Consider the following 21,369-nt stretch of genomic DNA (forward strand, 5'->3'; position numbering starts at 1 on the left):
TGATCATTTACCTATACAAAAATTACTAAATATCTCTCCTAACACTTCTTCAACACTAATCTTACCAGTAACATTACTTAAACTTCTGATAGCCATTCTAACATCTTCTGTGGCTAGCACTAAGTCATTTTCAATATTAAAATTTTCTAAATATTCCAACGCTTTTTCTATACAATCTCGTTGACGTTGTCTAGTAATATGCGGCGATTCGGTTAAACCTGCTATATTATGAGCAATATTTTCGATTTCCTTTAATAAAATATCCAGTCCTATTTTTTCTTTTATAGAGATTTTTAAATAATTCTTGTTTAATGGCAGCAATCTATCTTTCATGATATCATTCCCGCATAGGCGGGAATCTATATCCCGCACTGAAGCAGGTTGACAATGCCCCAAACTTTTATCCAAAAGATCAATTTTATTGACCAACATTATGGTATTATCATCTATTAAATCTATAATATCAACCATCTCCTCAAAATATGAGGGTGAGTTGCTTAACTTTATAGCATCAAGCATAATTATTTTGATATCAGCCATTTTTGCTGACTCAATTGCACGTTTGATACCTTCTAGCTCTATTAGATCATTACTAGACCTTATACCAGCCGTATCTTGTAATATAATTGGGTATCCTCCTATATCTAGATGCCCCTCAATTATATCACGAGTTGTGCCTTCAATGTTTGATACAATAGCAACGTCTCTTTGCATCAAAAAATTAAGTAAACTAGATTTACCAACATTAGGAGTTCCTAAAATAGTCAATTTAATCCCAGTTCGTAGTAACTCCCCTCGTCTATTATCGTTAAGGTGTTTTATTATAGCATATTTAAGATCAGCACTAATAGTCATAACCCTATTTAATATTTCTTGTGGAATATCTTCATCAGGGAAATCGATATAAGCTTCAAGTAAGCCAATAATGGTAAGTAAAGTTTGTCTCCATCCATTATAAAGTTCTTCAAGTTCTCCACCAACTTGCTTAAGTGCCTGCCTATGTTGCCAAACAGTTTCAGCTTCAATTAAATCGGCAATACCTTCTGCAGCAGTTAAATCAAATTTGCCATTTAAAAACGCCCTACGGGTGAATTCCCCAGGCTCTGCAATCCTTAAACCATCTATGGTTAACAATGCTTCACTTAGCATAACAGCAATTGCTATGCTGCCATGTGTGTATATCTCCACTACATCTTCTCCAGTGAAGCTAGCTGGAGCTTGAAAATATGCTACAACTGCATCATCAATTAATTCTTGATTTTTAGGATTTATGAGCTTTTTACAGTACATAATTCTCGGAACAAACTCTATATTATTATTCTTAAGCAGGTGTTTTAAGGCAAATAGGCTTTTAGGCCCAGAGATACGAAAGACTGCAACACCAGCTTTTCCTAGTTTAGAGCTTTGAGCAAAAATAGTTTCCACGATGGCAGTGATCCTCTTGCTTAAGTAATTTATTTAATTATACTATACTCAAATGATTTGAAGAATTGGATTTGAAAATGAATGGTGAGCAAGCGGAGTGTACATATTAGTACATGAGCATGCGAATCCATGATATTTTCAAAAAACAATTCTTCAAAGCAGAAGAGTATATCTCTATTGCAACAATTATAAAGTTTGGTAACAACTATGACAATAGAAAAGACATCTTTAGCTTTGAGTAAGCTTACTTGTCAAGTGCCTAATTATAAATCAGAAATTTTATCACTAAGTACAACAAAAAGTGGGAATCCACTTTATAGCACCCCTCTTTATAGTAAGTTTGTACAAAAATTTCTAGTTTATATCCCTGTAGACTATAGATTTAGAGATAGACAAGAATTATTTGGTGAGTTTATAAATAATGCCTTTCAGTTCTTTCAAGAAAAACAGCCTGATAAAAGAAAGTTGCAGATTGTCAGTACAGTAATTGAAAATGATCCTGCAATTAATATTCTGCTACTGAATGATGACAAATCATTTATAGTTGATTCGATCATTTGTTTATTAACAAGCCTAAGTTTAAAAGCTAAATTTTTACTTCATCCTATTATAGCTTGTGTAAGGAACAATGATGGTCACTTACAAGAAATATTGGATATAAAGAAAGATAGAGTGGAATCTTTAGTCCATATCACTATTCTAGGGAGTTTTGATCAAAAAGATATTAGCTCTTTGGAAATGGCTTTAAATGAAGTTCTAGATCAGATAGATACTACTTATAATGTATGGTCTAAAATCTTAAACAGAGTGACGTTAATTTCAAACGATATCCAAAATAATCAGCAATTATATAATGACAATCATTTAGATTATCATGAATCTACAAATTTCTTAGATTGGTTAAAAGATGATAATTTTACTTTCCTAGGTATGATTAACTTTGATCTCACCTCTAAAGACTTCTCATCAGAAGATGGGGTCAAAAAGATATGGCAAGATAGTGGTGAGGTTATTGATATTATCGAACGCTCAGCAAATTCATTACATGAAAATAAACTAATTATTTTAGGTAAAATTAATATCTTATCAAAGGTACATAGAAGTAACTTAGTAGATTATATTTTAATTAAGAAAATTGATCAGGATAAAAAATATCACTCAGGTAGTATAATTTTTGGCTTATATAGCTCTGCAATGTATTATCAATTAGTTACTGATATTCCTATACTGAGACAAAAACTAAAATTTGTTGTAGATAAAGCCGCTTTCCCGATTGGTGGATATAATACCAAGAAACTTAAAAATATAATTCAATCTCTGCCTAAAGAAGCTTTGATACAGATTGATGAAGGTGATTTATACTGTATGTGCTTACATGTACTTTCAGGGATAACGAGTAAAAAACTTAAATTATTTATTCAACAAGATTGGTCTGGTTCGTTTATTAATATCATAATATTTCTACCAAGAGATCGTTTGACACTAGAAGTACATAGTAGCATAAATTATTATTTATCAAATATACTTAGTGGTCTAATACTTTCAGATTATACTGCAGAAGTGGTAGAAAATTTTTCATATTTATTTGTTACGTTGGAGGTACAGGGTAAAAAGAATATTGATTTTGATGTTGAACTAATAGAGCAAGAATTAGATAAACTCTCCACTCGTTGGAGTGAAGATTTCTACCAAGAGTTATGTGAAAAATTTGGTGAATACCAAGGTGGGGTAAATTTTAAGCTTTTTGACCCAATTTTTCCTATCGACTATAGAGAAAAATTTAATGGACAAACAGCTTTAATAGATATTGAGTATTTAAAAGAGGCTAGTATTTATCACAAACCGATATTTAATTTAATTGTTATAAATAATACAGAGTTCCAGCTAAAAATTTACAGCCCGACTCCTAAATTAGCTCTCTCAGACTTACTACCATCTATAGAAAATTTAGGATTCAAAGCTATAGATGAACAAAGCTTTGCCATAAAAGGAGCAGGAGATATAGTCAATTCAGGAGGATTTGGTGCTAGGAGCGATGGAGCGACGCCTATATGTAATAGGCGAGCGACGAGTGACGACGTCACCAACTTCTCATCAATTGACTATATTGAAGAAAGTTGGATATATGAGTTCACTCTCGAAGCATTGATAACTATTAAAAGTGATATTGATTTACTTAAAGCAAACGTAGAAGAGGCTCTAGATAAGATATATCTTGGACTTTTGGCTAATGATTCTTTGAGCAAATTAATAGTATTATCGGGTTTTAATTGGTGGCAAGTTAAATTGGTTAAAGCATTAACTAGATATTTACATCAAACTGGCTTTATCTATGGCAAGGGCTATGTTCAGTTGACCTTAATAAAGCATTTTTTATATACTAAAATGTTAGTTGATTTGTTTGATGCTAAATTTAATCCAGCAAATTTCTCAGATATATACTCAAATGATTTGGAGAATGGGGACAACAAACAAGGGGTGAGCGAACTAGGCGTACATGAAGTACGTGAGTACGCGAATACCCCGCAAGTATTTGCAAAAACCAATTCTTCAAAGCAGAAGAGTATACGTTCAAAAACTATAAAAGATAGTATCTTTAACTATCTTAATACAATTACTAGCAGTAGTGAGGACAAGGTTTTAAGACAGATGTTTGATATTATTGAAGCTATTATAAGAACTAACTGTTATCAGCCTAGCTCTAATGACTTAAAAAATTCAGCTAACAAGCATAATACAGTCAGTAAAAATTATTTTTCTTTTAAATTTGACTCGCAAAAAGTTCCTCACCTGCCTTTGCCAGTACCATTTGCCGAAATATTTGTTTACGATAATGATTTTGAAGCTATCCATTTACGAGGAGGCGTCGTCGCTCGCGGAGGTATTAGATGGTCTGATAGAGGTGAGGATTATAGGGTAGAAGTATTAGGACTAATGAAAGCACAAATGACCAAAAATTCAGTTATTGTACCTGTTGGCTCAAAAGGTGGATTTTTCGTTAATTTCACTGATGATAATATGACTCGCCAAGAATATATGGCAAGAGTGGTGCAGTGTTATAAAAATTTTCTCCGTGGATTACTTGATATCACTGACAATATAATTGATGGTAAAGTTATTCAGCCAAAAAATACTATTATCTACGACCAAGAAGATCCATATCTAGTGGTTGCAGCCGATAAAGGTACGGCAACGTTCTCGGATTATGCAAATAGTGTGTCGGCTGAATATAATTTTTGGTTAGGCGACGCTTTTGCTTCCGGTGGATCAGTAGGTTATGATCATAAGAAAATGGCTATTACCTCAAAGGGAGCTTGGATTTCTGTAGCAAGCCATTTCCATGCTATGGGTATTGATGTACAAAAAGACCCTATTACTGTTGTTGGTATTGGCGATATGTCTGGGGATGTTTTTGGTAATGGCATGCTTAGGTCTAATACCATAAAACTTGTTGCGGCATTTAATCATAAACATATATTTATTGATCCACAACCTGATCCAATTATTAGTTTCAATGAACGTATGCGACTATTCAATTTACCTACATCAAATTGGTCTGACTATAATCAACAATTAATTTCAAAAGGTGGCGGAATTTTTGAGAGAAGCAGTAAGTCTATATCATTATCCCTAGAAGCCAAGTTATTGCTAAAACTAGACATTAGCGAATCATCTCCTGAAGATATGATTAGAGCTATCCTACAAGCAGAAGTTGATTTGCTTTGGAATGGCGGTATAGGAACCTATATAAAAGCTTCAACGGAAAATCACCTAGAGATAGGCGATAAGGCAAATGATAATCTTAGAGTCAATGGTAAAGATATCAGAGCTAAAGTAATAGGAGAAGGTGGAAATATTGGTGTATCACAACAAGGTAGAATAGAGTATAGCAAGCTAGGTGGGAGAATAAATACTGATTTCATTGATAATTCAGCTGGCGTTGATTGTTCGGATCATGAGGTAAATATCAAAATTGCTCTTAATCAAGCTATGTCCTCTAAGAAGATTAGTTTAGAAGAACGTAATAAGTTCTTATTTACTATGACAAAACACGTCGAAGAACTGGTTCTAGTTGATAACTATAAGCAAAATCAGGCACTTGATATAATGCAATTATCTAGTACTTCAACTATCGGAATATTTAGCCAATTTATTGATACTTTAGAAGAAGAAAAATTAATTAATAGAACTGTTGAGTTCTTACCAACTCAGGAAGAACTCAGTAAAAGGACAGTTAATAAGGAAAGTATGACCCGCCCCGAGCTTTGTGTATTACTTTCTTATAGTAAACGCTCAGTCTATCATGATTTAATAACAGCAACATTTTCAAAAGATAAGTATTTTGAATCTTATCTGATTAATTATTTTCCAAAACTAATGCAAGAAAAGTTCCGTGAGGAAATTTTAGCTCATCCGCTTAAACATGAAATTATTCGAACCGTTGTAACAAATAAAATTGTCAATCAATTAGGCGGACCATCACTTAATCTTATAAAACGTGAAACTCAGGCTGCTCTTTGTGATATAGTTCGTTCGTATACTATTATCTGTGAAATTTTTGATTTAGATAATCTATGGACTATAATAGAATCTCTAGCAAGTAATATAGATCATAAAGTTAAAATTGACATGTTCACTGAGCTTGCTAAAATTATGCGTAGAGGTATCTCTTGGTTTCTAAAGCATAAAAAACATCCTATCAATATTAGCAATACCATTGATGAATTTTATGAACCAGCTAGAATGCTTAGTAAAGTGTTTGGTAATCTTCTTTTAGGAGAAGCAAAAAATAAATTCGATAATAAAGTTAAGCAATATACTTTATCAGGAGTGACAGATGAAATAGCTCATAGGATTGCAACTCTTGACAGCCTAGTGTCTGTCTTTGATATAATATATATTGCAAAAAAGACAAAAGCTAAAAATAATGATGTTGCTAATTTATATTTCACTACTGGTAATAAATTTAGTATTGATTGGCTTCGTAAATCTTGTGATAAACAACTAAATGATTCCTACTGGAATAGATTATCAATTCAATCATTAAAAGATGACTTATATGATAAACAAAGACAATTATTGACTAAAATAATTAACAACTCTAAATTAAATATTGATTTAGAGTTATGGATTGATAATAATATAGATGCCGCATGTATTTTTTTAGATTTTGTAAAAGGAATTAGATTGCAAGAAACTATTGACTTAAATATTTTAATTTTAGCAAACAAGAAATTTGAAACTTTTTTGCGTAAGCTTGAGTAATGCGTTATGTCGTCATCCCTAAAACAAGCGAGAATAGAATCTGGTAAAACTCTTGAAGAAATATCTAGCTATTTGAAGATTAGGAAGCAATATTTGGTAGCTCTTGAAGAGGAGGATTTTAGTTCGATGCCAGCGGAAGTTTATGTAAAAGGTTATCTTAAATTATACTCAAACTATTTAGGGATAGATGTAAATCTCAGTGAAAAAGACAAGCAGGAATCTTCAAAAGATATTGACCTCAGAAATAGGTCAGATCCAATGATATTGGACTATAAATGGAAAAAACAACTAATTATTATTTCTGTTTTAATATTAATAATAATTCCAATAATTTATCACTTAATATTATCATCTGAATGAAAATAACTAATGATTTATTACTTAAGTTAATGCAAGAAGTGGATCAAGGTCTTGAAGGTCTCTTGTCAAAGATCGCTAGGCAACATGAAGAAATCAATAAACTGCAGGATGAAAATAAACAGCTCAGGGATAATTATGCAAAAATACTTGAGCAAATAGCCGTATATATTGCTGAACTTGAAGCAATAAAACATAAAAATACATAAAATAAAGATGTCTATAGTAACAATACTACTTGGTAACAAAACTTTCCAACTCGCATGTAGTGAAGGATCAAGAGAAGAATTATGCAATCTTGCAGCCAGATTGAATGAAAATATTGCTCAGATAAAAAAAGTTAACCCATCAGCATCATTTGAACTATTATTAGTTATGTCTGCATTGAGTTTACAGGAACAAGTACAAAACTTGACTAACAAAATTGCTAAAATTGATGGTGCTAATATACCTCCCGAAGAAGAAAAATTTGCAGAAACGTTAAGTACTATAGCAGAATATTTAGAAGACCTTGCGAGAAAGATTGGAAAGTGATATTATATAATCCCGTGTATGAAACATCAATAGACCTATTTCGAAACTTGCTTATGCGCAAGGGTGTGAAGGAGACGCGGAATCTCGACCCGCAGCGTACTCTGATGTACGTGAGGAGCAGAGTACCGGTATCACGTACAAATCACTAGCAGAAGTAGAGTTTCAAAAGAGGTCTAATGTTTATAATGGGCTGCCTGGTTCGTGAGCTTAACGTATTGCCCCGGGACTATAATTTTTATTATTAGGAAACCGTCCCTGTCTGAATCTATTATACAGATATATGGATTCCACCTTACATACAGGTTCTTTGAGGATTTTAGGCAACGACCAAAGTGGTTCATTTTTTTAGGCAACTTTTGTGCTATATTACATAAACAAAATTTTTACTAATCATAGAGTGCAGTCTGCTTTATTAATGTTGGTGGGTTGTTCTACTGCTCTATTACTAGTGACTTATAATCCAAATGATCCTTCCTTTAATTCTGTCACAGACAAATATCCTAGCAATTTATTAGGTCATTTCGGTGCTTATTTGGCAGATATTTTTTACCAATTTTTTGGTATAGCGTCCTTTATTTTACCAATTTGTTGTATTTTTTGGTCTCTGAGTGTATGGCGTTTAAAGAAAAAATGGGCTACCGTCAGGATAATTGTGATGCTGCTGTCAATTATATCATTATCGATAGTCTGCACTAATATAAAAATTAATTATTTACCGGCAGGTGCAGGTGGGACAACAGGTACTATTATTTATCCAATAATCAAGCAATTGGACAGTAGAGCCGATTATGCTTTAATTATTACTACATTTATTTTATTATTTTTATTGACTGAAATAAAATTTTCAGTTTTTGGGATCGTTATAATTAAATTATTTAAACTAATACCTTATAAAAAATTTATACTTTTACCTACAATATCGACAAATACCAAGTCAACGAAACAAGTTTTGATAAAAAAGATACCTTTTATTAATCAAGAAGAAGCAACGTATGCTCATAAAATAGATGCATTACAAGAAAAAAATAATGACATACACTCCCATTTTTCAAAACAACAATCTCCATTCAAAAAAGAAAATGGCGAATTACCATACTTGCCCCCTATCGAATTATTAAAACAAGCTGACAACCAAAATATCAAAGTAGAAACTTCATCAGAACTACAACATAATGCCCAAGCATTATTAACTGTTCTAGGTGATTTTGGGGTTAAAGGTCAGGTAATTAATATTAGCCAAGGTCCAGTGGTAACGTTATATGAATTTGAGCCAGCTGCAGGTACTAAATCTTCTAGGATTATCGGTTTATCAGATGACATTGCTAGATCTTTATCGGCAATATCAACTAGGATAGCCGTAATACCGGGTAGAAACGTTTTAGGTATTGAATTACCAAATAAACAACGAGCATTCTTTTGTCTAAGAGAATTAATCGAAACACCGGAATATCAAGATAGCAGTATTATGCTACCATTGATTTTAGGAAAGGATCTAGCTGGTAAACCTTTTGTTGCAGATTTAGCAAAAATGCCCCATCTGTTAGTTGCTGGTACGACAGGTTCCGGTAAATCAGTGGCAATTAACGCTATGATAATTTCCCTACTTTACCGCTATACCCCGGAAGAATGCCGTTTAATAATGATCGATCCCAAAATGCTTGAATTATCTACCTATGATGGCATACCACATCTTCTAACTCCAGTGGTTACTGAGCCAAGCAAAGCAGTGGTAGCCCTCAAATGGGCGGTAAAAGAGATGGAAAATCGTTATAGGGCAATGTCAAATATTGGGGTAAGAAATATAGCAGGTTATAATGCTAAAATTTCAGAAGCTACATCGGCAGGTAAAATATTAGAACGTACTATTCAAACAGGATTTGATCCGGAAACTGGTAAGCCTATCTATGAAACAATTGAAATGAATATGGAGAAATTACCATTCATTGTAGTAATTGTTGATGAAATGGCTGATTTAATGTTGGTAGCTGGCAAAGACATTGAATTGTCAATACAGCGTCTAGCTCAAATGGCAAGAGCAGCAGGTATTCATATCATCATGGCAACTCAAAGACCTTCTGTTGATGTTATTACTGGGGTAATCAAAGCTAATTTCCCAAGTCGTATCAGTTTTAAAGTAACTTCTAAGATTGATAGTAGAACTATTCTTGGTGAACAAGGCTCTGAGCAGTTACTAGGTATGGGAGATATGCTTTATATGGGTAATTCTTCAAAGATTACTAGGGTGCATGGTCCATTTGTTGATGATAAAGAAGTAGAGAAGGTTACCCAATATTTAAGATCCACGGGAGTGCCTGAATATATTTCAGCAGTGACCCAACAACTAGATGATGATGAAATAAATGGCGAGAGTCTAGGAGATGATTCAAGCAGTGATGAAACTTTATATAAAAGAGCAGTACAAATCGTACAATTAGAACGAAAAGTATCAATTAGCTATATACAAAGATGTTTACGAATTGGCTATAATAGAGCGGCTACTCTTGTTGAAAAAATGGAACAAAATGGGGTAATATCTCCTCCTAACCATACTGGTAAGAGAGAAATATTATTGCCAGAAAATTAAGTTCACTGCCATATATTATTTCCCCATAACATATCTAGAAACTCTCTTATAGGCCAAATAGTAATTTCTTTATTTTCTAATATGATTACACGTTTTGTTTTTTCTAAGCTAATAACATGTAATTTAAAATTATGTTCTTTTGCAAATTCTAAAAGTCCTTTTAAATGATTTTTTTGTATAGAAGAGGAAATTTTAACTTCAAATGCATTATCCTGTACGATAAAATCAACCTCGTAACCTTCCTTCGTACGCCAATAACATAACTGATCTCTTTTATCATTTAGATATTTATATGCTATAAATTCTAGAAACACATAATGTTCAAAAGCTTTACCAGCTTCAAATCCTATCATTTCTTGATACTCATATTTTCTTAAATAATTAACAAGAGCAGTATCAAAAAGATAGAATTTAGGTGTTTCTGTAATAATTTGTCGTTTAGTACGTGACCTATAAGGATATAAATGATACCCAAGATACATATCCTCTAATATTTCAAAATATGTTTTAACAGTTTTTGCATCTACTGCACAATCCCGAGCAATATTACTATAATTGATCATTTCACCATTAGAAATTCCTATAATTTCTAAAAATCTAGCAAAAGCCTCTCTTTTCCTCAGACTTGCCTCAAACTGGACTTCCGGTAAAATATAATCATATAAATACGAAGCTAAATATTTATGAATATTCTGCGAAGCTATATAATGGTCTGGAATAAGCCCATGATTACATATTTTATGCCAATTCAGTTCTTTTAGTTCAGGATAACATAGTGGTAAAAACATATATCTCCAAGCTCTACCTCCAAGTAAATTAGCTCCAGTTGATTTTAATCGCCTTGCACTTGATCCACAAAGAATAAATTGTAGAGAATTATTTGCCAAAAACTTATTTGATTCTATTAAATGATGCACTTCATCAAGAAGCAAAGGTACTTTTTGTACTTCATCGATAATGATAGTAGATACTTTATTTTGTGCGTTTATTTCTTCTCTTAAACGTTCCGGATGTTGGAAATAAATTTGATATATATCTGCTTGCAGTAAGTCTATATAAAGAGCGTTTGGAAAGCATTTTTTTAAATATGTTGATTTGCCAGTTTTACGAGCCCCCCATAAAAAACAAGATTGCTTCTCAGGTAATTTTAAATTTAAAAATCTCTTGATAATCATGAATATATTCCTAATAAATCTGATATTTAGAAGATTATATTCCTAATATATCTCTTTGTCTCTTATTTTTATATATATTGAGTTAGGGTATACTCAAATGATTTGAAGAATTGGATTTGAAAATAGACTTCTTTCGAAACTCGCTTATGCGCAAGGGTGTGAAGGAGACGCGAAACCTCGACCCGCAGAGTACTCTAATGTACGTGAGGATTCGAGTACAGACGTCGCGTACAAATCACCAGCAGAAGTAGAGTTTCGAAAGAAGTCTAATGAATGGTGAGCATGCTAGGCGTACATATAGTATAGTTACGCATGCGAATCCATGATATTTTCAAAAAACAATTTTTCAAAGCAGAAGAGTATATATACTTGAATGAATCTTGAACATACAAGGATTATTATAAGAATTATTTTTTCTCCTTGGTCTGTGACGTAGTATTAGTAAGCTCTCTAAATTCATTAAGTAGCATTTCTATGCATATATGCATCTCTTCTAAACGAAACGTCATATGTAATATACCTTGCTCTTTCTTAGTAGTTTAGAGTAATTAACTCTATTATTTCTTTATGCAATAGTGCTATTTCATCTTTTGCCTTGATGTAGGTATTGGGGAAGTCTTTACTGATGCTAATAATATTGTTATAGCTTAGCTGGATATTACTAAACCACCTGACAGATAACAGAATTAACAATATCTGCCCTATGATTATGCTGAATAATAGAATGACTAATAGTGGGTAATACATATTCTACTTCCATTGTATTGTTCTAAGATTGATATCATTTACATTATAGAATTATGGTATTACTAGGATTGTAAAAATAAATGAGGTTGAAATAAGTTGATTTGGGGTTGATTTGGCTAAGAAATTTGTATATGATCACAGTAATACCTCAATAAAAAGGTTATTATTTAAATAGCAGTTGATGCTATTTGATTAATGCTACTAGTAAGTACTTAGAAATTTTGCGAACTTGAAAGTACTTACCAGTTAACTATAATATTCAATATAATACTTGAGCTTTATTTAAGAGTAGAGCTTAAGTATTATATTGGTTTTTTAGTTTGAGATTTAGAAAAGTATATTCTTTGCTTTAAAAAATTAATCAATAATCATTGATCTCTTTTTTAATAATCTCATTCTATTTTGCTAGTTTATTATAGTTATTTTGAGGTGTCAAGAAAAAATATTTCTATGGTGGGAGTATTTAAATTTTAATTGTTCTGAGTATATGGCTCTTGTTCACCAAATACAAGAATTCCTCAAAAAAAAGTTTGATGAATTAAAATTAACAAGAAAAGATTTTGCTGAACAAAGTGGCATTCCTTATTCTACTGTAACTAATATTATGCAATGTCTGAAAGCTAACCCAACTATTAGTAATATATTGAAAATTGCTGACTACTTTAAGTGTTCTATGGATGAAGTTGTAGGAAGAAATGAATATATTTCTTTACCTAATATAGAAAGTCTAGAATTTTATAAAATTACATCAAGTGACATCACTTCTAATATAAAGAAGTTTTTGATTGATAAGGTAAAGAAACAAAATTTAAACTTATATAAATTAGGCATGACTATAGGTTTTAGTAATAACTCTTTACATAGTTTTGTTAATAGTAATAGGGAACAAAAAACTTTAAATAGTCAAATTGTAGTAGCCCTAGCAGATTATTTTGAAATATCACTAGATGAAATGGTTGGTAGAATTGCCCCTACTAAAGATACTGACAATGGTAAATCTTCTGATTGAATTTTTAGTTGCTGCTGACAGGCATACTCAAATGATTTGAAAATGAATGGTGAGAAGGCGTAGCGTATATATAGTATAGTTACGCATGCGAATCAATGATATTCTCAAAAAACAATTCGTAGGATCAGAAGAGTACACTATAAATTTATTCATCTGACAATTATCTTGTAACCGTGTCTATAACCACACAATTAAGGTTTATGATATTTATCAATTATCCAATCTATAAATATATTATCAACAGACTGCTTCTTCAAAGCATACTCATATACTTCTTTTATTAGAACTGTAAGGTTTCTCAATGAGAAACTTAAGTTTCTTTCAATTAATATATTAATTGTTGCACTAGTAGCTTTGCTAAAAATTTTTATCTGATCAACAGTTAGTATCTCGAGGTTTATTTCATTATCAATAACAAGAGCTTCCAAGTTAATGTCTAAGGCTTTTGCAATTAATTGTAAATTATTAGCACTAGGATTTTTTGAACTACCATACAAAATGCTATAGACAGTATTTCTACTTAGTCCAGTTTTCCTCTCTATATCTATAGCATTTATGTTTTTTTGAGCCATTAACGAATTAAGTCTAGCCTGTAAATTTGCCATAAGTAATACTTTGTATATAAAATTAATATTTTTAAAATATAAGGTATAATAATCAAAAAGTAAATACCAATTACATTATTTTGTGTTAATTCTAATTGTTTCTGCTGCTCTAGCTGTTGTTTTTGTCTATATATAACCTCAAGTATCGATGTAATAAATTAATAGTAGGTTCAGTATGCCATTAGGGGTGACATCCATAACTGTTAAAAGTTAAAAAACCGTCTATTAGCGAAGCGCTGTTGTAAGGCTTAAACCGTCATTGCGAGAAGCCGCTGCAAGCTGCGACGTGGCAATCTCGTGAAGGAGACCTTGACTATCATGAAGATTGCCACAGCACCTAACGGCACTTCGCTAATAGACGGTTTTTTAACTTTCAACAGTTGTAGGGGCTAGGCGTACATTTAGTACGTGGCTACCTACGATCCCTGAAGACGACAACGCAATTCTTGATTTTCATCGAGTATACTACTATGATTTCAAGAGTTGGGTAGACGATAGTATAACTTCAAGAAGAGCTAGGCAGTAGCAAAGTCGAGCGGCGTAGCGTACATGAGTAACGGAGCAGCACAGACCTTTGACACGACGCCGACAATTCTTGAAGTTCTACCTGAGTATATATATGTTTCATCCATTTTCCAGTTGCTACCCACTTACTTCATTAAGAATCAAAAGATAGTCCATCATCTACCCCTGACAATGGAACAGACACTGCACCAATACCACGATCAAGTACAGTTTGGTATATAGTAGTACATTTATTATTAAATGAATAATCCGTAGTGTCATGACTTGTTGCTTCATATAAGGATTCTACAATATCACTTATCTTTTTTAAATGAGCATCAGATGATAAACCCATTGATTTGTTCAATAATTCCCGAAAATCATTTATATCTTTCTGTATATTCTTATCTAGCTGTGCCTTAAACAAATATGGTTTTTTAATTCTAGCACCATATGCTTCTAATAGATGAACATTTGGATAATTACCATTTATAGAAGCAATGTCTAATGGTGTATTAGTGTCCTTATTAGCTATATTTGGATCTGCTGCCATTTCTAATAACATTTCAGTGATCTTAGTACTATTAGGATTGTTTTTATGTTCTGTTGCATAATGTAGTACAGTATTACCGTCTTTATCTTGATTATTTACATTACCTTTTGTAACTAAATGATTTACTAATTTTACATTACCTGTCTTTACAGCTGTAAATAAAGGATTTTTATCAAATAAAGTAGTTAAACCACCATAGCGTACTTTAGCAACAACTTGCTTACACACTGTTCCAAACGTCATATTTATTCCTCCAGTTAGTTTTTATATCACAAATATCCGTTTGAAACGGATATTTGTGGTCATATTACAGTAAAATTCCATTACATGCAAGCAATATTTAAAAAATTTTTAAGTTGAATAAATAGAATCAAAGGTTTATATACTCGAATGTGACTCCGAATTGGCTTTAATATAAGGAAAAATGCATTCTTAAAACGGCTAACGCGAATGCATTTTAAACCTTTCTAAAGCTAAAAACATGATTTTAGCACAATATTAATTTAACAATCAGATGCAGAGCCGTCTCAAATCTGATTGTTTCCATAATTTCACCGAATCTAGGATAAGAATTGATAAATTCTTATCCCGAATTCGCATAAAATGAGGTTAACTTAACGTGACAATCTAGTGCGAATAGTGTATGGTAGCATTTGAAAATAAAACTGACTATAGTATTTTTTATCAAAGAAGTCTCTTATCACCTCAATTTCGGATTAATTTCATTAATCCGAAATTGGAATGAGAGTATAAACAATCAGACTTAAAGCGGTTTGACACAAAGTAACAATATGGAATTCGATCCTAATCTACTATCTCGTATACAATTTGCCTTTACCATAAGTTTTCATATAATTTTTCCGTCCTTTACCATTGGCCTTGCTAGCTGGCTTGCTGTCGTAGAAGGGTTATGGATTAAAACTGGCAATAATATTTATCAAGAAATATATAAATTTTGGATTAAGATTTTTGCTATTACTTTTGGTATGGGAGTGGTATCAGGCGTTGTTATGTCTTATCAATTTGGTACTAATTGGTCAGGTTTCTCTGATAAGGTAGGTAATGTACTTGGACCACTTTTAGGTTTTGAAGTGCTTACTGCATTCTTTTTGGAATCATCTTTCCTTGGAATTATGCTATTTGGCTGGAATAGAGTCAGTAAAAATATGCATTTCGCTGCCACTTTAATCGTGGCAGTTGGTACAATTATCTCTGCTTTTTGGATTCTTGCAGCTAATAGCTGGATGCAAACTCCTACTGGTTATGAAGTACGAGCAGATAATATTTTATACCCGGTAAGTTGGTTGAAAATTATTTTTAATCCTTCATTTCCATATCGTTTTTGTCATATGATTGTAGCAGCATATTTAACTACAGCTTTTGCAGTTGGTGGTGTTGCTGCCTGCTATCTTTTACATAAAAAATTTGTTAACCATGCTAGAATCATGTTTGGCATGGCAATGTTAATGGCAGTAGCTGTTGCCCCCATACAACTTCTTATTGGTGATCAACATGGGTTAAATACTCTAAAACATCAGCCGACAAAAGTTGCTGCTATAGAAGGTATATGGGACACAGAGAAAGGAGCAGGCCTTAGACTCTTTGGCTGGCCTTTATCAGAAGAAGAGACGACAAAATATACTATAGAAATACCAAAAGTTGCTAGCTTATTACTGACACACAGCTTAGATGGAGAAGTAAAAGGTTTAAAAGAATGGCCAAAAGAAAATCGACCTCCTGTATTAATAGTATTTTTTTCCTTCCGAGTAATGGTAGGAATCGGTATATTAATGGTAATTACTGGGGTTATTGCATTAGTGTTATACTTACGTAAAAGATTATTTGATACAAAATGGTTTCAATATTGGTGCATGTTGATGACTCCATCTGGTTTTATAGCAATATTAGCAGGTTGGTTTGTTACAGAAGTTGGTAGGCAACCTTATGTAGTATATAATATACTCAGAACATCTGAAGTATCTTCACCAGTATTAGGTCAATATATCTTTGCCTCACTAATTGCTTTTGTTATAGTGTATGCTTTTATATTTGGCGGAGGCATTTATTATATTATAACTTTAATAAAAAAAGGACCTAGTACTACAACTATAGTATATACCCCCATTCGGGATAAGAATTAGTTAATTCTTATCCCGAATGGGCTTTAATATAAGGAAAAATGCATTCTTAAAGCGGTTTTGCGAATACATTTCAAACCTTTCTAAAGCTAAAAACATGATTTTAAAAGATTAAAATCATGTTTTTAGCAAAATGGATTGCCACACTCACGTACGTTCGCTCGCAATGACATATACGCCTATAAAACGTCATTGCGAGTAGACCATAGGTCGACGAAGCAATCTATAATTTCACTGAATTTGGGATAAGAATTGACAAATTCTTATCCCGAATTAGCGTAGTAAGGATATATCAACCATGCTTAATTTTGCTCCCTATATAGATTTACCTTTGGTTTGGGGTGGAATAATTGCCACAGCAATCTTTCTTTATGTATTATTAGATGGTTTTGATCTAGGCATTGGTATATTATTCCCATTTGCTCCTACTCAAGATTGCCGCAATAAAATGATGAACTCTGTAGTACCATTTTGGGACGGTAATGAAACTTGGTTAGTTTTAGGTGGTGGGGGGTTATTTGCCGCATTCCCACTAGCTTATTCAGTTTTAATGTCAGCCTTCTATATACCAATTACCGTAATGCTTTTGGGATTAATCTTCCGCGGAGTAGCTTTTGAATTTAGATTTAAAGCCTCTCTAAAATATTGTTTCATATGGGATTACTCTTTCCATTTTGGCTCTATCATCGCTGCATTATTTCAGGGAATTATGCTAGGAGCTTTTATACAAGGAATTAAAATTGATGGCAGGATATTTGTTGGCAATGCTTTTGATTGGCTAACACCTTTTTCTATCATGACAGGTATTGCTCTAGTATTTGGTTACGCTCTTCTTGGGGCTACTTGGCTGATAATGAAAACTGACAAAAATACCCAAATATGGGCTCGTAAATCCGCATCATACGTGTTAATATATGTTATGTTATTTATGGGTTTAGTAAGTTTATGGATACCGTTTTTAAATGAGCGAATTCGTATATTTTGGTTTAGTATGCCTAATTTTATATATCTCTCATTAATCCCCGTTTTAACTATTTTTACATTATTTAGGTTACTTTCAACTCTTTATAAGAATAAAGAATTTCAGCCTTTTTGTTACTCAGTTTTACTTTTTATTCTAGGCTATTTGGGGCTTATCTTAAGTATTTGGCCTTTTATAGTACCATATCAAATATCTCTGTGGCAAGCGGCAGCGGCAGCAGAATCACAATCTCTAATGTTGGTAGGGGCGGCAACACTTTTACCAATAATATTGGGTTATACAACTTATTGTTATTATATATTCCGTGGAAAATCGACTCATCACCCTATGTATTAGTAAGTTGAGAAAAATTTTTATTTCTCAAAAATCCAAACAATGGTTTTGGTTTGTAATATTATACTTAGTGGGGTTAATATTTGTGCTATCATTATCCTGTATAATTAAAGCTATCTTTTATATATTAAACTAATAGCTTTTACTACTGCTCCCTAGCTCTTCTAACTTTCGACAGTTGATGAAAACCAACATAAAGCAAAGGTGTTACATAAAGTGTTAATATCGACCCAACAACAATCCCTGTTACCAAAACTATAGCCATTTGAAAACGACTATTGGCATAGTTGCCATTATCAAAGAAAAGTGACAACAAACCAATACTCATAGCTAAAGAAGTAATTAAAATTGCCCTGATTCTTGATGTTGCCGCTGTTACTATTGTTTTTAGAGTTCTTTGTCCCTTCTGATGCATTGCACTACATAACAACACACTATGCTTAGTCATTAATCCTGCTAGTGTGATAAGTGATATTTGCGTATATATATTTAATCCCCCTTGAGAAAAATATAAGCTTAATAATGCTACACTTAAAGCGGCTGGAATTCCCCCAACTAAAATAAACAGTGATAGAATTGAGTCGTTAAAACGTGCAAACATTAATAAGTAGAGTCCAAGTACAGATAGTAAAATTAGTACTGTAAATGATGATGTTGAATCAATAAGTATTTGCGTTTGCTCACTATAGCTAATATCACTATCATTTGGTAACTTGCTGTTTAACTGATTAATAAAATGAACTGCATCCTGCAATTTAATACCATGTTTAGCAGTGGCAATTACTTCAATGGAATATTGCTCATTATAACGCATAATTTGATTAACGGTATTCACCCTATTAATATCACATATATCCTTAAGCTGAATAAGGTTTTCTCCATTTTTCTGTGTTGTAATGAACATATTTTGTATATTACTTAGTGTTTTGCCAAATTTAGGATCTGATTTAGCGATGACATCATAGCTATTATCATAGTGCTTAAAGCTCCCTATCTTCCTAGCATTAAACAGAATGTCTAACGTACTTGATATATCTTTCTGACTTAAACCATATTTAAATAACTTATCTTGATTACACCAAATTTTATAATCTTGTACAGGTGAAGCCTCAATAGCTATAACATTAGTAAATAAATCTTTTGAGTTAGTCTGTATAAAATGAACAGCCTGCCAAGCATTCTCCATGGATGATTGGTTATTGACATAAAAGCTTAACTCAACATTACCCTTTGCTGAACCAGCATTTTTCCCCTGAGCAAATTTCACTGAAATATCTCCACCCACTGCTATTTTTGCTAGTTTAGCTTCAATGTCATGCAATGTTTGTACCGCTTTAGCTTTATCTTTTAATATCAACCAAATCGTTGAACGTGGTGATTCTTCAATGCTCAGAGTATATTTTATATTATCATTATCTTTGATTATTTTAGTAATTTTCTCCATATAGTGATGGATGTAACTTAAATTGGTATTAACCATAAAGGTGTTAGTAAGTATGAGCATATCTTTTTTTTCAAATGGCTCAATTTCTATTTTCATATTGTTAACTGCAACATATGTACCAGCCGCTACAACAATAGTTACCAAGGATAAAAATACTTTGGCATGGCGTATAATAAAAAACAAAGAATTCGTATATTTATAGGTAATCATATCCAGCATCTTATTAACAATTTGAACAAATTTGCTTTCATGCGTATTATTTGCTAGTTTTAAAAACAATATGGGTGTTAAGGTAAATGCAACGATAAAGGACATCACTAAACAAGCAATTACTGACAAAGCAAATTCCTGCAAAATTTTTCCTACTTCTCCTTTAATAAACAAAATAGGGACATATATTACTACTAGCGTAAACATCAATATTAAAACAGATAAAAAAAGACTATAAATTGCTTGCAATATACTAGTTAAAGCATCTTTATTCTTCCGATAATAATGTTCAGCATTTTCAATCACTACAATAGAGTCGTCAACTACTAACCCTATAGCCAGTACCATCGCCAACATTGTTATGGCATTGAGTGTAAAACCACATAAGTACAGCATAACAAAACAAGCTGCAAGCGAGACTGGAATTGCACAAATTGCGATAATTGAATATCGCAATGATCCCATTAGCAGTAAAACAATTACTGATACCAACAAGACTGATTCAAGCAAAGTTTTTCTTACTTCTTGAAATGCTTGTAAAATATCTTGGCTATCATCGATAATAACCTGAAAGATAAATTGTGGATTGGCTTTTTCATAATGTTCTAGGAAATGTTTGACACTCTTTGATACGTCGATTGGATTTGCATCCGACTTAGCAAAAATACCTAATAAAACAATTTTATCCATGCCAAAATAAGCAAGGCTAAGTAGCTCTTTATCTGATATTGTAATGCTGGCAATATTTTTTAATTTTATAGCAACATTATTACTTTCTAAATTGATTTCGCCAAAATCACTCAACTTACTAATTGCTGTATCAAAAGAAATATACTCCGTTTTATATTGATTTGATAATTTACCACCAGAGAAATCGCTGTTTTGTAGTGTTAACGAAGCAAGAATACTATCTAACGGGATATAATATTTTGCAATCTTTTCAGGATCAATATCGATATTAATCACTTTTTCAGTCACACCAAAACTAGATGTATTGGCTACACCATCAACATATTTAAGCTTTTTTTTGATCAACTCAATATCATCAGCAGTAGCTGATACATTGTTCTTAGAACTCACCGCAATATACATCATTGGTAAAACAGAAAAGCTTTCAGTAGATATTATAGGCTCTTTAGCCCCCTCTGGCAGGAGAGCCTTATTTTTTAATATCAAATCTCTAACTTGATTAATTGCTTGTTCTATAGGAACTTTCTTGGCAATACTGAGAGTTATTTTACTCTCTCCTAAATGACTAATAGCAATAATTGACTTAAGACCATCAATATGTGAAAAAACTTCCTCAAAAGGTTTGGTAGTATATTTCTCTATCAGGTCCGGCTTTACATTCGGGTTAACGATAGAAATGTAAATATTTGAAACAGGAATGTTTGGTAAAAGTTGAATTTTCAGCTGCAAATATGAGTATATACCAAATAGCACAACCACAATATTTATCACAATAAAGAAGCTACTATGTTCCAACAATTTTTTTATCATAAAA

The 21,369-nt window shown here is 32.3% G+C and carries 12 protein-coding genes and 3 pseudogenes; 9 read left to right on the forward strand and 6 right to left on the reverse strand.

The features are described 5' to 3' along the window. Window positions 1–3: 3 nt before the first annotated feature. Window positions 4–1,425, reverse strand: a complete 1,422-nt coding sequence (gene mnmE / locus ACFEL1_RS03480) for a tRNA uridine-5-carboxymethylaminomethyl(34) synthesis GTPase MnmE (protein WP_342278281.1) — start codon at window positions 1,423–1,425, stop codon at window positions 4–6. A gap of 207 nt (window positions 1,426–1,632) precedes the next feature. Between mnmE and ACFEL1_RS08375 the strand changes: the two are divergent. The 6 genes and pseudogenes from ACFEL1_RS08375 to ACFEL1_RS03510 all read left to right on the forward strand — a co-directional run. Beyond that, window positions 1,633–3,087: pseudogene (locus tag ACFEL1_RS08375) on the forward strand (glutamate dehydrogenase); the annotation flags it as partial. Window positions 3,088–3,288: 201 nt separating this feature from the next. Further along, a pseudogene (locus tag ACFEL1_RS03485) lies at window positions 3,289–6,690 on the forward strand (NAD-glutamate dehydrogenase domain-containing protein); the annotation flags it as partial. 6 nt (window positions 6,691–6,696) lie between these two features. Continuing rightward, on the forward strand, window positions 6,697–7,050 hold the full coding sequence (locus ACFEL1_RS03490) for a helix-turn-helix domain-containing protein (RefSeq protein WP_342278283.1): 354 nt from the start codon (window positions 6,697–6,699) through the stop codon (window positions 7,048–7,050). Then, window positions 7,047–7,256 (forward strand): hypothetical protein, encoded by a 210-nt coding sequence (locus ACFEL1_RS03495; RefSeq protein ID WP_341762569.1) that lies wholly within the window; start codon window positions 7,047–7,049, stop codon window positions 7,254–7,256. The genes ACFEL1_RS03490 and ACFEL1_RS03495 overlap by 4 nt, the downstream gene beginning before the upstream one ends. Before the next feature lie 7 nt (window positions 7,257–7,263). Continuing rightward, on the forward strand, window positions 7,264–7,581 hold the full coding sequence (locus ACFEL1_RS03500; RefSeq protein WP_342278284.1) for a cell division protein ZapA: 318 nt from the start codon (window positions 7,264–7,266) through the stop codon (window positions 7,579–7,581). Between the two features lie 358 nt (window positions 7,582–7,939). Then, entirely contained in the window at window positions 7,940–10,165 is a 2,226-nt protein-coding gene (locus ACFEL1_RS03510; RefSeq protein WP_375331452.1) for a DNA translocase FtsK, read from the forward strand. A gap of 2 nt (window positions 10,166–10,167) precedes the next feature. Here ACFEL1_RS03510 and ACFEL1_RS03515 read toward each other — a convergent pair whose 3' ends face one another. Next, entirely contained in the window at window positions 10,168–10,953 is a 786-nt protein-coding gene (locus tag ACFEL1_RS03515; RefSeq protein ID WP_410521698.1) for an ATP-binding protein, read from the reverse strand. Beyond that, window positions 10,936–11,340, reverse strand: a pseudogene (locus tag ACFEL1_RS03520) (AAA family ATPase); the annotation flags it as partial. The gene ACFEL1_RS03515 and the pseudogene ACFEL1_RS03520, both read right to left, overlap by 18 nt. Window positions 11,341–12,574: 1,234 nt before the next feature. On the opposite strand from ACFEL1_RS03520, the gene ACFEL1_RS03530 reads away from it, so the two are divergent. After that, complete coding sequence (locus ACFEL1_RS03530; RefSeq protein WP_341762573.1) at window positions 12,575–13,096, forward strand: helix-turn-helix domain-containing protein; 522 nt, start codon at window positions 12,575–12,577, stop codon at window positions 13,094–13,096. A gap of 191 nt (window positions 13,097–13,287) precedes the next feature. Here the strand turns inward: ACFEL1_RS03530 and ACFEL1_RS03535 are convergent, their stop codons facing one another. Together ACFEL1_RS03535 and ACFEL1_RS03540 are read right to left on the reverse strand one after the other, a co-directional pair. Next, entirely contained in the window at window positions 13,288–13,701 is a 414-nt protein-coding gene (locus ACFEL1_RS03535; RefSeq protein ID WP_375331453.1) for a helix-turn-helix domain-containing protein, read from the reverse strand. Window positions 13,702–14,359: 658 nt separating this feature from the next. Beyond that, entirely contained in the window at window positions 14,360–15,001 is a 642-nt protein-coding gene (locus ACFEL1_RS03540; protein ID WP_375331454.1) for an ankyrin repeat domain-containing protein, read from the reverse strand. 548 nt (window positions 15,002–15,549) lie between these two features. Between ACFEL1_RS03540 and ACFEL1_RS03545 the strand changes: the two genes are divergently transcribed. Further along, window positions 15,550–16,899 (forward strand): cytochrome ubiquinol oxidase subunit I, encoded by a 1,350-nt coding sequence (locus ACFEL1_RS03545; RefSeq protein ID WP_375331455.1) that lies wholly within the window; start codon window positions 15,550–15,552, stop codon window positions 16,897–16,899. A 295-nt stretch (window positions 16,900–17,194) separates the two neighbouring features. Beyond that, window positions 17,195–18,214: a cytochrome d ubiquinol oxidase subunit II gene (cydB, locus tag ACFEL1_RS03550; RefSeq protein WP_375331456.1), complete on the forward strand. Its 1,020-nt coding sequence runs from the start codon at window positions 17,195–17,197 to the stop codon at window positions 18,212–18,214. Window positions 18,215–18,356: 142 nt separating this feature from the next. On the opposite strand, the gene ACFEL1_RS03555 is transcribed toward cydB, so the two are convergent. After that, window positions 18,357–21,365 (reverse strand): efflux RND transporter permease subunit, encoded by a 3,009-nt coding sequence (locus ACFEL1_RS03555; protein WP_375331457.1) that lies wholly within the window; start codon window positions 21,363–21,365, stop codon window positions 18,357–18,359. Window positions 21,366–21,369: the final 4 nt, after the last annotated feature.

It is taken from the genome of Candidatus Tisiphia endosymbiont of Oplodontha viridula, from assembly GCF_964264865.1.
Lineage (GTDB): Bacteria > Pseudomonadota > Alphaproteobacteria > Rickettsiales > Rickettsiaceae > Tisiphia.

Excerpts from the sequence above, each read along its gene's own strand:
- ACFEL1_RS03490 (WP_342278283.1), top strand. The coding sequence starts at position 6,697 with ATGTCGTCATCCCTAAAACAAGCGAGAATAGAATCTGGTAAAACTCTT.
- ACFEL1_RS03500 (WP_342278284.1), top strand. The coding sequence starts at position 7,264 with ATGTCTATAGTAACAATACTACTTGGTAACAAAACTTTCCAACTCGCA.
- cydB (WP_375331456.1), top strand. The coding sequence starts at position 17,195 with ATGCTTAATTTTGCTCCCTATATAGATTTACCTTTGGTTTGGGGTGGA.
- ACFEL1_RS03535 (WP_375331453.1), bottom strand. The coding sequence starts at position 13,701 with ATGGCAAATTTACAGGCTAGACTTAATTCGTTAATGGCTCAAAAAAAC.
- ACFEL1_RS03545 (WP_375331455.1), top strand. The coding sequence starts at position 15,550 with ATGGAATTCGATCCTAATCTACTATCTCGTATACAATTTGCCTTTACC.
- ACFEL1_RS03540 (WP_375331454.1), bottom strand. The coding sequence starts at position 15,001 with ATGACGTTTGGAACAGTGTGTAAGCAAGTTGTTGCTAAAGTACGCTAT.
- ACFEL1_RS03495 (WP_341762569.1), top strand. The coding sequence starts at position 7,047 with ATGAAAATAACTAATGATTTATTACTTAAGTTAATGCAAGAAGTGGAT.
- ACFEL1_RS03555 (WP_375331457.1), bottom strand. The coding sequence starts at position 21,365 with ATGATAAAAAAATTGTTGGAACATAGTAGCTTCTTTATTGTGATAAAT.
- ACFEL1_RS03530 (WP_341762573.1), top strand. The coding sequence starts at position 12,575 with ATGGCTCTTGTTCACCAAATACAAGAATTCCTCAAAAAAAAGTTTGAT.
- ACFEL1_RS03515 (WP_410521698.1), bottom strand. The coding sequence starts at position 10,953 with ATGTTTTTACCACTATGTTATCCTGAACTAAAAGAACTGAATTGGCAT.